The sequence below is a fragment of the Pseudomonas oryzihabitans genome (assembly GCF_006384975.1).
Classification (GTDB): Bacteria; Pseudomonadota; Gammaproteobacteria; order Pseudomonadales; family Pseudomonadaceae; genus Chryseomonas; species Chryseomonas psychrotolerans_B.
In genome coordinates, this window is the sequence record NZ_CP021645.1 from 2,969,551 (window position 1) to 2,984,330 (window position 14,780).

Genomic DNA, 14,780 nt, shown 5'->3' on the forward strand with positions numbered 1-14,780 from the left:
AGTCGCTCTGGGTCGGTATCCCTCTATCGACGCTGTTGCTCGGCATCTTCCTGGCCGTCGGACGCAAGACAACGCACACGAGTGACTCCGCAATCTGGTCAATGACCGACAACCAACTGCAGTTGGCGGCATGGTATCTGGCGTTCCTCGCCTGCCGCTTCTTTCTGGTCGGCTACAGCCGGCATCTACTACGACTGCGATTGGATCACAGCCAGGTTGCGCCGACGGTGCGCATTCTGGTGCTCAGCAAGCTGGTGGAGGGCCTGATCTGGGGCTCACTCGCCTGGATCGGCCTACAGGAAAACGGCCCGGCCAGTTCCATCGCGCTGCTATTAGCCATGATGGCTGCGATCGGCAGCCATGCGGTATCCCTGCTCTCCACGATTCTGCGGCTCTACCTGAGCCTGATGCTACCGATGTTGTCCTTGATCATGCTGCGGCTTTTCATGATGGACGAGCTGACCTATCAGGCCATGGGGGCTTGCTGCCTGCTCTACGTCATCGCACAGTGTCGGCAGGCGTGTCTGGTCGGCGGCGAGATCAATACCTCCATTCGGCTGCGCTTCGAAAACCTCGATCTGATCGAACGGCTGCAGCACGAAAGCCAGGTGGCCAGCGCCGCACGTGAAGCGGCCGAGCAGGCCAACGAAGCCAAGTCGCGCTTCCTGGCCGCCGCCAGTCATGACCTGCGTCAGCCCATCCATGCCCAGGGGTTGTTCCTGGAGGCGCTGTCCTACAGCCAGTTGGACGAGCACCAACGTCAGGCCCTGGACAATGCCAAGGCGGCCGGCCTGGCGTCGGCGGACATGCTCAACACCCTGCTGGACTTCTCCCGTATCGAGGCCGGGGTGGTGCAACCCAGCGTGCAGCCTGTAGATCTGCACAGTCTCTTCTGCAAGATAGAGCTGGATCTGGCGCCCCTGGCGGATGCCAAGGGGCTCATCTACCGCTGTCGCGAGACCGACTTGCAGATCCTGTCCGATCCGGCGCTGCTGGAGCTGATCTTGCGCAACCTGATTACTAACGCCATTCGCTACACCGAGCGCGGCGGACTGCTGGTCGCCGCGCGTCGGCGGCGGAGCCATGCCATCCTAGAAGTCGTGGATACCGGGATCGGCATCGCCGCGAACCAGCAGCGGGAGATCTTTCGCGAGTTCCATCAACTGAATAACAGCGAACGTGACCGGCGCAACGGCCTGGGGCTAGGACTGGCCATCGTCGAAGGCCTGGTGCGCTCTCTGGAGCATCGCCTGACCCTGGTGTCGCAGGTAGGTCGCGGCAGCGCCTTTCGCCTGGAAGTGCCGCTCTCGCTCCTGCAACCACTGGCCCACTATCCCGGCCAACCGCCGCCGGTCACCGACACAGAGTTGCAATTGCGTGGCTGCATCCTGGTAGTGGACGACGACGAGTCCATCCGCTTCGGCATGCAGCAATTGCTGAGCAGTTGGGGCTGCACCAGCGCAGTGGCCGAGTCCTATCAAGCGGCGGTCGCCCTACCCTGGAACACGGCACCGGCCATGATCATCTGCGACTATCGACTACGCGATCAGCAGACCGGAGCACAGGTGATTCGCGCTTTGCGCTCACACTTCGCCCGTGACATTCCGGCCTTGTTGATCACCGGCGACACAGCGCCCGAGCGCCTCAGCGAGGCGGCCTCCAGCGGCATTCCCCTGCTGCACAAGCCGGTGAGTGCCAAGGACTTGCGGCGGGCACTGGGCGATCTGTCGTGACGGGCTTGGGCGCCCGCCAGCGCGGCCCGGGCCAGTGCGCAGCTTGGGCTGAGACGGCCCCATCGTCGAAGCCCAACAGCCGTGGTCGAGCGGGGCACCGTTGGGCTTCGCTGCGCTCAACGCCAACCTACGCGGCACCCATGGAACTCCAACATTTTGCCGATCGTGGCCATGCCGGTGCGCCGTAGCGACCGCTCCTACGGGAGTTACCAAAGCTTGTAGGAGCGGCCCATGGCCGCGATCCAGGCGTAGCGTGGAAAACCGCGCAGCGTTTTCCACTGGCAGGCCCGGCCTAAGGCGGTGGATAAGGCTGCGCCGTTATCCACCCTACGCGGCTGAGGGCTTCGCTGCGCTCAGCGCCAACCTACGGCGTTATCGGGCAGCCAGGTGCTCAGCCCTGCCGGAACACCAGCACCTTGAGCCCACCTTCGGGATCTTCATCGGCGAATTCCGGTGGATTGGCCAGGCGCTCGACGAAGGCCAGGCTCGGTGCCTCCTGGGCCATGCCGGCGATGAGGAAATCCGCGCCCACGCCGGGGTCGTTGACGCAGGCCAGGACCCGGCCGCCGGGCGTGAGCAGCTCGGGCAGGCGGCGCAGGATGCGGGCGTAGTCCTTGGTCAGGGCGAAGCTGCCCTGCTGGAAGCTCGGTGGATCGACGATCACCAGGTCGTAGGGCCCCAGCTTGCGCACCTTGCCCCAGGACTTGAACAGTTCGTGGCCGAGAAAGCTGACCTTGCCCAGGTCATGGCCATTGAGGCGATGATTCTCGCGACCGCGGGTCAAGGGACCGCGGGCCATGTCCAGGTTGACGACCTGGTTCGCCCCACCAGCCAGGGCTGCCACCGAGAAGCCGCAGGTATAGGCGAACAGGTTGAGCACCCGCAGTCCGGCCGCCTGTTCGCGCACCCAGCGCCGGCCAAGGCGCATGTCGAGAAACAGGCCCATGTTCTGGTGCCGGGAGAGATCCAGGCCGAATTTCAGCCCGTCCTCATGGATGACCTGCTCGCCCACCGGTGCACCGATCAGGGCTTCGCTGGCGGCGTCGAGGCGATAACGGTGCTGCAGGAGCAGGCTGAAGGCGGCACTGGCAGCCCAGGCCGGCGTCACGGCCAGGGCCGCCAGGCTGGTGCGCAGGGCGTCCAGTTCAGCCGCGGGCAACTCGCGGAACAGCCCCACCCGCACCACGCCTTCCAGCCAGTCGACGGTGAGTTGCTCGAGCCCCGGCAATAGCCGGCCGCGGCCATGGATCAGGCGGCGCGCTTCAGCGGGCGGCGGGTCGAGCGCGGCGAGGAGCAGCGTGGTGAGCTGGGCAAGGGTGGCGGTATTCATGGACGGTCGCTGACGAAAAGGGACCGGCATGCTACGCCAAATGGCCGGCCCTGGCTGAATACCTGACGCCAAGCACCCTGCGGACCGGCCTTGAGCCTACTCGGCTCAGTCACTCGGCAGACATCCGACAAACAAACCGAAATTCATCGCAGGTGGTAACGAATCGCAGTTGTATCCCTCTTTTAAGCCGCTCTAGAATCCGCCTCCCATTTCTTTGGACGATAACCATGCGCCGGCTGGTCCCTGCCCTTTCCCTACTGCCCCTTTGTGCCCTGCCCATCCACGGCTTCGCCCAGACGGCGGACGAATCGCCCCAGGCCCTGTCCGATCTCACCATCACGGGAACGACGGAATCGCCCACCGGCCCGGTGCAAGGCTACAAGGCCGAACGCTCCAGCAGCGCCACCCGGACCGACACCCCATTGCATGAAACGCCGCAGTCGGTGAGCGTGGTCTCGCGCGAGGCGCTCACCGACGTCTCCGCCACCAGTCTGCAGCAGGCACTGGACCTGGCCGGCGGCGTGGGCCGCGGCAACAACTTCGGCGGCCAGGGCCTGACCAACTACACGGTGCGCGGCTTCACCAGCGCCGAGTACTTCCGCAACGGCTTCCCCATGAACCGTGGCTATCCCAGTGCGCCGGATGCCGCCCTCCTGGAGCGCGTCGAAGTACTCCGCGGCCCGGCGGCCACCCTCTATGGCCGCAGCGATCCGGGCGGCACCTTCAATGTGATCACCAAGCAGCCGCTGGGCGAGCGCAAGACCACTATCGGCAGCCAATTCACCGACCAGGGCCAGAAGCGCGGCACCCTGGACACCACCGGCCCGGTAGACGAGGACGGCCGCCTGGCCTATCGCCTCAACCTGATCGCCCAAGGCGGCGACACCTTCCGCGACGACGTGCACACCGAGCGCTACGAAGTCGCCCCGGTGCTGAGCTGGCAGGCCACCGATGCCACCCTGATCACCTTCGAGGCCGACATCATCCGCAACAACGCTCCCCTGGATCGCGGGCGAACCAACTATCTGGCCCAGCGCGCCGAGGCCAGCCGCTCCACCAACGCCTGGGAAAAGGGCACCACCAACCTGCTGCACAACGACAGCGAGACCTACCAGCTGCGCTTCGAGCATCAGCTCAATGACGCCTGGACCCTGGCTGGCGGCTTCCAGTACCTGGACGGCAGCCTCAAGGGCAATGCCGTGGAAGCCAACGGCGTGCAGGCCAATGGCGTGATCCTGGGCCGCAACTTCAGCTACCGTAACCTGGAGTGGAGCGACCGCGACCTGCAGTTGAACCTGACCGGTCACTTCGACACCTTCGGCCTGGGCCACACCCTGGTCACCGGCGTGGAGGTGGAGGACTACGACTACCGCTCTATCATCCAGCGCTCCGCGGGCGGTACCGGCGTCTACACGGTCAACCTGGTCGATCCGGTCCTGGGCCAGCCGCGCCCGGCGCTGACCCGCACCCCCACCCACGATCACGAGACGCTCAAGAGCTGGGCCGCCTTCGTGCAGGACCAGCTCGCTGTCACCGACCGCCTCAAGCTGCTGGGCGGCGTGCGTCTGGAACGCTTCGAGCACGACTACGACAACTTCGTGGCCGGCGGCCAGAGCTGGTCCAACGACGACACCGCCGTCACCCCGCGCCTGGGCGCAAGCTACGACCTCACCCCGGAGCTGGCGCTCTACAGCAGCGCCTCCAAGTCGTTCAAGCCCAACACCGGCGCGGCGCGCCAGGGTGGCGGTTTCGATCCCGAAGAGGGCAAGGCCTATGAACTGGGCCTGAAGTGGGCAGCGCTGGGCGGTCGCCTGAGCGTCGATGCGGCGATCTTCCATACGGTCAAGGAAAACGTCCTGACCCTGGATCCGGTCGATCCCAACTTCAGCGTCGCCGCAGGCGAGGTACGCAGCCGCGGCTTCGAACTCAACGTGGCCGGCGACCTGACCCGCAACTGGCGCATCCTCGGTGGCTATGCCTATACCGACGCCGAGGTGACCAAGGACAACAGCCTGCCCAGCGGCACCCGCCTGACCAACATCCCGCGCAATGCCGTCAACCTGCTCAACGTCTACGAATTCCACGATGGCGCGCTACGCGGCCTGGGCCTGGGTGGCAACATCCGCTACGTGGGCGCCCGCGAAGGCCAGAAGACCGCCGTCAGCGACTACAAGATGGACAGCTACACGGTCACCGACCTGCTGAGCTTCTACCAGGTCGACGCGCACCTGCGGCTGAACCTGGACGTGCGCAACGTCTTCAACAAGGGTTACGACGAGAGCTCCTGGAACGCCTACAGCTATCCGGGCGAGCCGCGGACGGTGCAGGCGGGCTTCACCTACACCTTCTGATGTTCCACGGCGGTCAGGCCTCGTTGAAGGCCTGACCGGCCAGCGGCTGGACCACCGGCCGGCCCTGGCGGTCGTGCAGGATGTCCACCGCCACGCCGTAGGTGGCTTCGAGCAGATCGGCGGTGACGATGCTGGCGGGGGCACCCGCAGCCAGCAAGCCGCCGTCGACCAGCACCAGCAGCGAATCGGCGTACTGGCAGGCCAGATTGAGGTCGTGCAGTACCACCACGGTCACCCGGTCATGCAGCCGGGTCTCGTGGCGCACCCGGTCCAGCAGGTTGATCTGGTGGCGCAGATCCAAGGCACTGACCGGTTCGTCCAGCAGCATCACCTCAGGCTCCCGCATCAGCACCTGGGCGAAGAACACCAGTTGCCGCTGGCCACCGCTCAAGGCACCGAGCTGGCGCGACGCCAGGTGGGCGATGCCCACCTCCTCCAGCTTGCCCAGCGCTCGCCGCAGCAGGTCATCGTCCAGATGCAGGGTCAGCCGTTCCAGGCTGCCCATGGCCACCGTCTCCAGCACCGACAGCGCCGCCTCGGCATGGGAATCCTGCGGCATGTAGGCCACGCCCTGGCGCCAGCCCTCGCGTTGCGCACGGGCTGAGGCACCCGCGACCAGCCGCCGCTCGCCACGCTCGATCCGGCCAGCGGCCAGGGGTAGGTCACCGGCCAGGGCGCGCAGCAGGGTGGTCTTGCCGGTGCCGTTGGGGCCGAGGATCACATGGACCCGCCCGGCGTGCAGCTCGGTGGACAGCCCGGTGATCACCTGGCGATCGCCGCGTTTCAGGGTCAGTTCATGGATACGGATCATGGCGTGGGCCTGCGCGGAGCGAAGATCAGCCAGAGCAGGAAGGGCACCCCGACGATGGCGGTGACGATGCCCACGGGAAACAGCGCGCCCGGCAGGATGGACTTGGACAGCACCGAGGCGAAGGACAGCATCAGGGCGCCGCAGAGGGCCGACAGGGGCAGGAGGAAGCGCTGGTCCTCGCCCACCTGCCAGCGGGCGATGTGCGGGGCGACCAGGCCGACGAAGCCGATCACCCCGACGAAGCTGGTCGCCGTGGCGGTCATCACCGCCACCAGGATCAGCACCTTGAGGCGCAGCCGGCGAATGTCCACGCCCAGGCTGGCGGCGCGGGCCTCGCCCAGGCGCAGGGCGGCCAGCTTCCAGGCATCGCCCAGCAGCAGCAGGCAGCACAGCAGGGTCACCCCGCTGACGATGGCCAGGGTGGTCCAGGTGGCGCGACCCAGGCTGCCGAACAGCCAGAACAGGATCTGCTGCGACAACTCCGGCGAGGACAGGAACTGCACCAGCGACAACAGCGACTGGAAGAGGAACAGCAGGGCGATGCCGCCGAGGATGATGGTGTCGCTACCGGTGCGCTTGAGCGAGGCCAGGGCGAACAGGAACAACGCCGCCAGCATGGCGAAGACGAAGGCGCCCAGCGGCACGCCGATCAGCGCGCCCAGGCCGAAGCTGCCCAGCGCCAGACTCAGGGCGGCGCCGCAGCCGGCGGCGGCGGCCATGCCCAGGGTGTAGGGGCTGGCCATGGGATTGTTGAGCAGCGTCTGCATCTGCGCCCCACCGGCGCCGAGCGCGGCGCCCACCGCCAGGGCCATCAGGGCGACGGGCAGGCGCAGGTCGCGGACGATGGCGTCGGTCATCGGCTGGCGTTCGCCCAGGCCGGTCAGCGACCTGAGCACCTCCAGCGGCGAGAGCAGCGAAGGACCGGTGGCGATGTCCAACACCAAACCGATCAGGGTCAAGGCGAGAAACACCCAGCAGGCTCGCCAGCGGCGGCGCTCGCGGGCGCGCTGCTCGGCGATGGCGTCGCCGTGGCCGGCGGTCGAGGCAGCCGTCATGGCGCCAGCCCTATGGCGAAGGTGCCCTGGGGCTGGATCGGCAGGTAGCGCCGGTAATACTCCCGGTAGTTGGCCATGGGGTCCAGGTCCTGGAACAGATCCGGATAGAGCTGCTTGGCGATGAATTGCAGCATGGCGAAGTCTTCCAGGCTGCGCGAGGCGCCTTGATAGACACCATAGAGACGGCCGTCGCGAATGGCCGGCAGATTGGCCCAGCCCGACCGTTGCATGAAGGCGCGTAGATGGCTGCGGGCATCTTCCGCCGTCACGCCCGGCCCCATGGGCAGCGCGGTGGGATTGCTGTTGTCTTCGCGGCCAGAGATGAAGATGACCTGCGGCTGGGCCAGGAGCACCTGCTCCGGATTCATCACGCCCCACCACTGCACGAAGGGCGCGGCGATGTTGTCGCCGCCGGCCAGGGTCACCAGGGCGCCCCACATGTTCTGCCCGTAGGTGAAGGAATATTCGGCCGGGCCCTTGTTGCCGAATTCGACGTAGACCCGCGGCTTGGGCCGCTGGGCCGCCGCGATGCGCGTCTGGACCTCTTCCACCGCCTTGGCATAGAGGTCGGCCAGCTCGGCGGCCCGCGCCTCCTGGCCGGTGAGGATGCCGAGCAGGCGGGTGGAAGCCAGGTGGCGTTCGAGGGTCTGGGCGTTGTAGTCGATCACCACCACCGGGATGCCCAGTTGCGCCAGGCGCTTGACCTCGCTGTCCAACGCCTGGAATTGCCAGGCGGCCAGCACCACCACGTCAGGCTTGAGGCTGAGCACCTTTTCCACCGAGAAGCTGTTGGTTTCCACCTCGCCGACGTCGGGCAGCTCGGCCAGGGACGGCAGCTTGGCGACATACTCCCGCCAGGTGCCGGGCGTCTTGCGCTCCCAGGCGCCGCGGGAGATGCCGACGACGGTGTCCAAGGCGTGGGGGCCGCCCACGGCCAGGTAGTCGGCGAAGTGGAAGCCCAGCACCACCCGCTTGGCGGGGACCTCGAGGGTCACGCTGCGACCGAGGACGTCGGTGACCTGACGGGTCTCGGCGAAAGCCGGTGCAATCAGAAAGCAAGCGATAAGCGTTACTAGCCGTGCAGCCCACTGCCGACCGAGAGCGAAACCTTTCATGGAACCCCTTGAGACGTCTGGGCCGCCTTGCAGCAGGCAACCGGCGAAGCGGCCAAAGGGTGCAACTTTACGCGGTGGCAGCGTCTGCGACTAGCGTCCGCCCGTGAACAACGGGCGGACGGAGATACTGCCTCAGGTCGCGTCGGCGTGGCTGACCACCCCCTTGATCAGCACCGCCAAAGCGGCGAGGGCCGCGGGTAGCAGCAACGCGGTGAGCACCTGGGTGAAGGTCCAGCCCAGGCCCAGCAGGGTCGCGCCCATCCAGGCACCGGTGATGGCGCCGAAACGGCCGATGCCGAGCATCCAGGACACGCCGGTGGCGCGGCCATGGGTCGGGTAGTAGCGCGCCGCCAGCGAGGGCATGGCCGATTGGGCGCCGTTGATGCACATGCCGGCCACCAGCACCAGGGTGGCCACCAGGGCGACCTGGCCCAGGCTCTGGCCGACGCAGTAGGCGAAGACTCCGGCCAGGGCGTAGAACAGGCCGATGACCTTGTGCGGATTGAACCTGTCCATGGCCCAGCCGACGAAGACCGCGCTGAGCACCCCGCCGAACTGGAACAGCGCACCGATCAGGGCGGCCTGCTCCAGGCTGGCCCCGGCGTCGCGCATCAGGGTCGGCAGCCAGCTGGTGAGCAGATAGACGATCACCAGGCCCATGAAATAGGTCAGCCACAGCAGCAGGGTGCCGGCGCTGTAGCTGCGGTTGAAGATCACCGCGAAGACGTTGCCGGCCTTGACGGTTTTCTGCTCCGGCACCACGAAATGCCGCGCCTCGGCGGCCTCGCGACCAATGGGCGCCAATACCCGGCGGATGCGCTCGGCGCTCTTGCCGTGCACCACCAGATAACGCGCCGACTCGGGCAGCCAGAGCAGCAGGACCACCGCCAGGGCCAGCGGCAGCACGCCGCCGAGCACCAGTAGGCTGTGCCAGCCATAGGCCGGAATCATCCAGGCCGAGACGAAACCGCCGCCGGCCATGCCCAGGTTGAAGCCGCAGAACATGCTGGTCACCAGCAGCGACTTGAGCCGTTCGGGGGTGTATTCCGACAGCAGCGTGGTGGCGTTGGGCATGGCCGCGCCGAGGCCCAGGCCGGTGAGGAATCTCAGGATCACCAGTTGTTCGAGGTTGGCGCTGAAGGCCGACAGCAGGCTGAAGCCGCCGAAGATGAAGGTGGCCACCACCAGCACGCCCTTGCGGCCGAAGCGGTCGGCCAGCGGCCCGGAGCCGAGGGCGCCGAAGACCATGCCGCCCAGGGCGGCGCTCATCACCGGGCCCAAGCTGGCGCGCGGCACACCCCAGTCCACCGACAGCGCCGGCGCGATGAAGCCCATGGCGGCGGTATCCAGGCCATCGAGGAAGACGATGAGAAAGCACAGGGCGACGATGCGCCACTGATAGGCCGAGAGGGCCTGGCGATTGATGAACTGCTGGACGTCCAGGGTGCCGGACACGGCCGGCGCGGGACTGCCGGCCAGGGGCATGGCGGCCCCATCGAGAGTTTGGGTCATGGTGGTCTGCTCATGTTGTTGTTATCGGCGTATTGCGCCACTGCGCCGACGTTAAGCCCAACTACAAGAGACTGACAATTCGATTATCGGCTCGATGACCGATAATCGACCATTTTCTTGCCCCTTAGGCAGGTTGCAGCGTCCAGCCCAGCCAGCGCCTCGCCGCCCGCACATCGTCCAGCAGATCGTGCTGCCACAACCAGTCGAAGCGCCTGGCCAGGGTCTGCCCCAGACGGGCTTCATCCTGGCCGGTTGCCGGATCGCGGTACTCATAGAGTTCGCCAGCCTCCCAGGAGGTGCGCTGGGTGCGGCAGGCCCGGGGCAGGCGCCAGCGCTGGTAAGCCTGGAGTACCTGGTCGAGGTTGTCGCGCGTCAGCTGCGGATCGACCAGCAGCTCGCGCAGGAACCAGGCGTCTTCCAGGCCCTGGCCGGCACCGGCGCCCTGGTGCGGCAGCATGGCGTGGGCGGCATCGCCCAGTAGCGCGGCGCGGCCGTGCACGTAATAGGGCAGTTCCTCGATGTCGTGTAGCGCCCAGAGCGTTGGTGCTTCAATGGCAGCCACCAGGGTCCGCGCCGCCAGGCCCCAATCGGCGAAGGCCGCCCCCACCTCGGCGCGACTGGCGTTGCGCACCCAGGGCAGCGCCGGCGCCAGGATGCGCACCTGGCCGGCATAGTGCAGCCGGCAGAGGTCGAGGGCGGCGAAGCTGCGATGGGCGAGACTGGCCCGGGCGGCAGTGGCGCGCGGGATCTGCAGGCGATGGTTGCCGAGATGGCGACCGACGTATTCCGAAACCTGGCCGGGGGTGCAGGCGGCGAAGACCTGGCTGCGTTCGCTCAGCAAGATCCTGTCCATGGCGATACTCCTGGCAGTTTGTTGTTATGCCGCCAGGATGCGCAGCCGCGCCAGAGCCTGTCCAATACCCGCCAGGTTTTCCCCCATACCTGAAAGGTATCGTGAAACCGCTCCAGTACGTGCTCTCTACCTTAGTGGAAGAGCCGCGTACTTAGTTCTTCGCTGGCCGCCAGTAACACCGGCAGGAATTTCGTCTCGAGCTCCTGACGACTGACCCGGCTGGCATGGGTGCCGACGTTGAGCGCCGCCAGCACCTGGCCGGCGGCATCGCGCAGGGGTACCGCCAGGGATCTCAGCCCCACCTCCAATTCCTGGTCGACCACTACGTAGCCCTGCTGGCGTACCTGGCCCAGGCACTCGATGAGCGCCGGGCGCTGGTAGAGGGTGCGGCTGGTCTTGGCCTGCAGATCGGCGTGGTCCAGGTAGTCGTGCAAGGCGGCATCGTCCAGGGCGGCGAGCAGGATGCGGCCCATGGAGGTGCAGTAGGCCGGCAGCCGGCTACCGACGCTGAGATCCACCGAGATCAGCCGCTGCGGCGTGGCCGAGCGGGCGATGTAGAGGATCTCGTCGCCCTCCAGGGTGGCCATGGAGCAGGCCTCGTGCAGTTGTTCGCTGAGGCGGTCGAGCACCGGCTGGGCGGTGACCGCCAGCGGCGTGGACGACAGATACGCATGGCCCAGGGTCAGCACCTTGGGCAACAGCGAATAGGTGCGGCCATCGGTGGTGACGTAGCCCAGCTTCATCAGGGTATGCAGGCAGCGCCGCACCGCCGCGCGAGGGATCTCGGTGCGGTGGCTGATCTGGGCGATGGTCAGCTGGCGCTTGCGCTCCTGGAAGGCATGGATCACCGCCAGGCCACGGGCCAGGGAGGTCATGAAATTCGGGTCGCCGGCGAAGGCCTCGATGCGCTTGGCCGGCGAGGCGATGATCGGCGGCGCCGCCAACGGCGGCAGGCCCGTGGCATGAGCGGTGCGGTTATCGTCCATAGACCCTATCCTCGGCAGGCTTTTGGCCGATTATCGAGCGAAGGGGCGATTATCGCAATGGCTAGACGGTGAGCAGAGCTGACAGTGAATGTTACAACTGGCTTAGAGCAGGCTTCAGTTGGGTCATGCGTTCAGGATTAGGTTCTGTACGAGAAATACCTGCGCTCGGTGATGCTTCATTGAAAAAGGCCTGGATAGCCAGCCCCGCCTAGGCGGCCCCGTCGGAATGCTCATTTACCGCTCGTAAACTCGTTCGCGAGCCCGGTCGAGCGCGACTCCGATCCGCTTCCTCAGCCTTTTTCGCGGGGCCGCCTAGGCCTCGCCTGACCTTCGCTCGGCGAATTTTCGTACAGAACCTGGCTCACGAAGGTGAGAACAACTGGTCGCTCAGAGCCACTCAACGTCAAATACTCCATCAGATGACAACCTTGACACCCAGACGAGCGACACTACCAGTCGCCGCAGCTTGAGGAACTTTTATCTGAATCCTTATGACTTCGTCGTTACAATCTATCACCTTCATTCTTACTTCCACGAAAACTGCATCCGCAGGTAGCCCACCCAAGAGGGTCAAACTTACCGACTTTCTGGTCGGCACATAAAGCAGCCCATGGGGCACACTGATCATCTGGACAGCAGTGGTATCCAGAGGAAAGTAGGCGCTCTCCAACTCAACATTCGTTCGACCACTTGCTATTAGTCCCGTGGCACGAATCTGAAATCTATCCAACTGATCAGCTGGCCGATCCCCCGTAATATAGGCGCCTTGGATCGAATAAATATCCAGATCCAGCGAATTCTTTCCAGCATGAGTGTCCACCGGCAGTTGGTAATTCAAACCAGCCACATAGGACAGTAAAACCTTGCCACTGACCGTATTTAGACTACCGGAAACGTCTATACCGACCGAGCACTCCCTCGCATAAAAATTCGTCAAACTATTTCCAGAACCAGAAACGATCAAGCCCTTATGCTTTCCAAGCTGACCGAAAAACTTGGCCACTGCAAATGTATTGCCATTACCCGAGACCTTGAGCACCGCATAACCTTCAGTACCTGAATACATAGAGCCGTGAAAGCTTCCTACATTGTTGTAGTTCCCCACCAGATTCAGACCGTCATTTGACTGACCGCCATTGATCAGCTTTATCCTTCCAAATTGGCAGTTGGATGCCGTGACTCGACCATAGTCGCCATCGATTATCCAATGAGCGATGGCGGTCGTAGAACCCAGGATAGCTCCAGCATCACCATTACCGTTGGCGTTCGCGTAGGTATGTAGATGACCGATCTCGGTCACGTTTCCATCGAACTTTCCCGCCTGAGTTTCCGAAATATAGCCCCCCGCCTTGTTGTATCCAGCAATGAAGCTTGTCACTACCGAGTTATGCGGGCCACGGTTGCGCCATCCCCACCCCTGTCGACTGCGCATGGAGGTAAGCTTATCGATGAATCCCTCTTCCTGCCCCTGCCAAGTACCTGAACCGCTCGTACTGGCGTATTCGGTGTAGACATTGTCATCGAAGCAGTTCTGAACCAGAACCTCTCCTTTCATCAGAATGGCGCAGCCATACCAAGCGATTCCTCGTCCCTGTTGTTGGTTCGCTCCATTGCCATTTATCCTCAGGTCCTTGATACCGAACCAAGACGGTACACGCCCATCAGTTGCAACGGTCTTTCCCGAACCCGTCAAGGCATCGAAGTTCTCACTGATCAGAAAGTCGCAATTCGCACCAGGTGATTGGGCGAGTTCGGTCGCACCGACGCCTAATCCCTCGATTATCACGTTGCGCTTCAGAACGATTTGCTGGGCGTAGAATACCCCCTGGGGAACCAAGACAATTCCTCCACCCTGCAGCGAGTCGATGGCCTTGCGGAAAGCCTCGGTGTAATCCGCCTCACCTTGGTAGAAATCGAGCACCGATACATAACCAGGAACATCAAGAGGCATAGGTATTATCCTTAATAAGAATCTTGCTTCGCCTAGACAGGAGCAACGTCTGCTACACGCTACGGGCGCTCCGATGCAGAACACCGCCCCCCCACTGTTTCGCCCAGGCATTCAATGGCCGTTCTACCCAGGCATAACACAGCCAGCCCACCAGCAGCGCTCCCACCAAGAGCAGGCCACCGAAAGACCAGCCGCCCAATATCCCTACTTTCTGGGCGACTCTAGCGAGCGGACTCAAGACGAACACGTGGGAAAGATAGAGCGAGTAAGAACTGTCACCCAGGCGCTCCAGCGGTTTAAACATGTTGCGCCAACCAGAAAGCCGATCCTCGGCCCCCACCACGCTCAGGCAGATCAGCATCATGGGCAGCCCCCCACTGAAGACGCGCCCAAGAGGTGTTTCGACCAGCCCCTGGTCGTTCTGATAGATCAAGGCGACCAACCCAACCAGCCCTAGCAACGAAAGCGGCCAACGTCCCAGGTGTCCGGACCGCCAAAGGTGGAATACGGCAATCCCCATCAGAAATTCCAGCAGCAGAGGGTCCAGCAGAAACTGCAGCCAGGAGTTCTCTGGCTTCACCAGCAGGCCAGTCAGCGCCAATAGGAGCAATACGCTAGCCACTAGTAATTGCCGTTTACCCTTGGTCAGCATCAAGGACAGACCGAAGATCAGGTAGAACAGGAATTCATAGCGGAGTGTCCAGCCGTTATCGACCAGATATCTCATCCCATTGGGTGCCAGGAGCCAGGATGCCCAGATGCTGGTCTCGCCCCCACCCGCATTGACCATGTTGGGAAAGCTCAGCCAGAGCAGCAAAGCTACCGCCGTGAACAGCCAGTACAGGGGCAGAATCCGCTGGACACGGGCGAGCATGAACCGCCCAAAACTCAGGTTCTTGCCGTGGGTGGTATGGCACATGATGAAGCCAGAGATGATGAAGAACAGATCGACGCCGAACTGCCCTACGGTGAGAAAGCTGAAGGCGTCGCTGCCGTACTGTTGACCCTTTATGGCGATGTGGTGCAGCACCACCATCAGGGCCGCTGCGGCTCTCAGATACTGAATCGAATGAAGCATGGCGC

10 protein-coding genes and 1 pseudogene are annotated in these 14,780 nt (G+C 64.3%); 2 read left to right on the top strand and 9 right to left on the bottom strand.

The window, feature by feature from the left end; genetic code table 11:
* Positions 1-101 precede the first annotated feature (101 nt).
* Positions 102-1,733: an ATP-binding response regulator gene (locus tag CCZ28_RS13235; protein WP_205894581.1), complete on the top strand. Its 1,632-nt coding sequence runs from the start codon at positions 102-104 to the stop codon at positions 1,731-1,733.
* Between the two features lie 391 nt (positions 1,734-2,124).
* On the opposite strand, the gene CCZ28_RS13240 is transcribed toward CCZ28_RS13235, so the two are convergent.
* The gene (locus CCZ28_RS13240; RefSeq protein WP_140218720.1) at positions 2,125-3,063 is read right to left on the bottom strand and encodes a class I SAM-dependent methyltransferase; all 939 of its coding nucleotides are present in this window, start codon (positions 3,061-3,063) and stop codon (positions 2,125-2,127) included.
* Between the two features lie 227 nt (positions 3,064-3,290).
* On the opposite strand from CCZ28_RS13240, the gene CCZ28_RS13245 reads away from it, so the two are divergent.
* A complete protein-coding gene (locus tag CCZ28_RS13245) occupies positions 3,291-5,414 on the top strand; it encodes a TonB-dependent siderophore receptor (RefSeq protein WP_140218722.1) in 2,124 nt (707 codons plus the stop codon).
* Between the two features lie 13 nt (positions 5,415-5,427).
* On the opposite strand, the gene CCZ28_RS13250 is transcribed toward CCZ28_RS13245, so the two are convergent.
* The 8 genes and pseudogenes from CCZ28_RS13250 to CCZ28_RS13285 all read right to left on the bottom strand — a co-directional run bounded on the left by CCZ28_RS13250 (position 5,428) and on the right by CCZ28_RS13285 (position 14,775).
* Positions 5,428-6,225 (bottom strand): ABC transporter ATP-binding protein, encoded by a 798-nt coding sequence (locus CCZ28_RS13250; RefSeq protein WP_140218724.1) that lies wholly within the window; start codon positions 6,223-6,225, stop codon positions 5,428-5,430.
* Complete coding sequence (locus tag CCZ28_RS13255) at positions 6,222-7,280, bottom strand: FecCD family ABC transporter permease (RefSeq protein WP_140218726.1); 1,059 nt, start codon at positions 7,278-7,280, stop codon at positions 6,222-6,224. The genes CCZ28_RS13250 and CCZ28_RS13255 overlap by 4 nt, the downstream gene beginning before the upstream one ends.
* Positions 7,277-8,395 carry an ABC transporter substrate-binding protein gene (locus CCZ28_RS13260; RefSeq protein ID WP_140218728.1) on the bottom strand — a complete coding sequence of 373 codons (1,119 nt, stop codon included), beginning with the start codon at positions 8,393-8,395 and terminating at the stop codon, positions 7,277-7,279. The genes CCZ28_RS13255 and CCZ28_RS13260 overlap by 4 nt, the downstream gene beginning before the upstream one ends.
* Before the next feature lie 132 nt (positions 8,396-8,527).
* Positions 8,528-9,880, bottom strand: a complete 1,353-nt coding sequence (locus CCZ28_RS13265) for an MFS transporter (protein ID WP_140221347.1) — start codon at positions 9,878-9,880, stop codon at positions 8,528-8,530.
* Between the two features lie 151 nt (positions 9,881-10,031).
* A pseudogene (locus CCZ28_RS13270) lies at positions 10,032-10,544 on the bottom strand (FAD-dependent monooxygenase); the annotation flags it as partial.
* A gap of 347 nt (positions 10,545-10,891) precedes the next feature.
* Positions 10,892-11,746 (bottom strand): IclR family transcriptional regulator domain-containing protein, encoded by an 855-nt coding sequence (locus tag CCZ28_RS13275; RefSeq protein ID WP_058786467.1) that lies wholly within the window; start codon positions 11,744-11,746, stop codon positions 10,892-10,894.
* 415 nt (positions 11,747-12,161) lie between these two features.
* Positions 12,162-13,697 carry a hypothetical protein gene (locus CCZ28_RS13280; RefSeq protein WP_140218732.1) on the bottom strand — a complete coding sequence of 512 codons (1,536 nt, stop codon included), beginning with the start codon at positions 13,695-13,697 and terminating at the stop codon, positions 12,162-12,164.
* Positions 13,698-13,749: 52 nt separating this feature from the next.
* Positions 13,750-14,775 (bottom strand): acyltransferase family protein, encoded by a 1,026-nt coding sequence (locus CCZ28_RS13285; protein WP_140218733.1) that lies wholly within the window; start codon positions 14,773-14,775, stop codon positions 13,750-13,752.
* Positions 14,776-14,780: the final 5 nt, after the last annotated feature.

Excerpts from the sequence above, each read along its gene's own strand:
- CCZ28_RS13275 (WP_058786467.1), bottom strand. The coding sequence starts at position 11,746 with ATGGACGATAACCGCACCGCTCATGCCACGGGCCTGCCGCCGTTGGCG.
- CCZ28_RS13250 (WP_140218724.1), bottom strand. The coding sequence starts at position 6,225 with ATGATCCGTATCCATGAACTGACCCTGAAACGCGGCGATCGCCAGGTG.
- CCZ28_RS13255 (WP_140218726.1), bottom strand. The coding sequence starts at position 7,280 with ATGACGGCTGCCTCGACCGCCGGCCACGGCGACGCCATCGCCGAGCAG.
- CCZ28_RS13280 (WP_140218732.1), bottom strand. The coding sequence starts at position 13,697 with ATGCCTCTTGATGTTCCTGGTTATGTATCGGTGCTCGATTTCTACCAA.
- CCZ28_RS13245 (WP_140218722.1), top strand. The coding sequence starts at position 3,291 with ATGCGCCGGCTGGTCCCTGCCCTTTCCCTACTGCCCCTTTGTGCCCTG.
- CCZ28_RS13260 (WP_140218728.1), bottom strand. The coding sequence starts at position 8,395 with ATGAAAGGTTTCGCTCTCGGTCGGCAGTGGGCTGCACGGCTAGTAACG.
- CCZ28_RS13240 (WP_140218720.1), bottom strand. The coding sequence starts at position 3,063 with ATGAATACCGCCACCCTTGCCCAGCTCACCACGCTGCTCCTCGCCGCG.
- CCZ28_RS13265 (WP_140221347.1), bottom strand. The coding sequence starts at position 9,880 with ATGCCCCTGGCCGGCAGTCCCGCGCCGGCCGTGTCCGGCACCCTGGAC.
- CCZ28_RS13285 (WP_140218733.1), bottom strand. The coding sequence starts at position 14,775 with ATGCTTCATTCGATTCAGTATCTGAGAGCCGCAGCGGCCCTGATGGTG.
- CCZ28_RS13235 (WP_205894581.1), top strand. The coding sequence starts at position 102 with ATGACCGACAACCAACTGCAGTTGGCGGCATGGTATCTGGCGTTCCTC.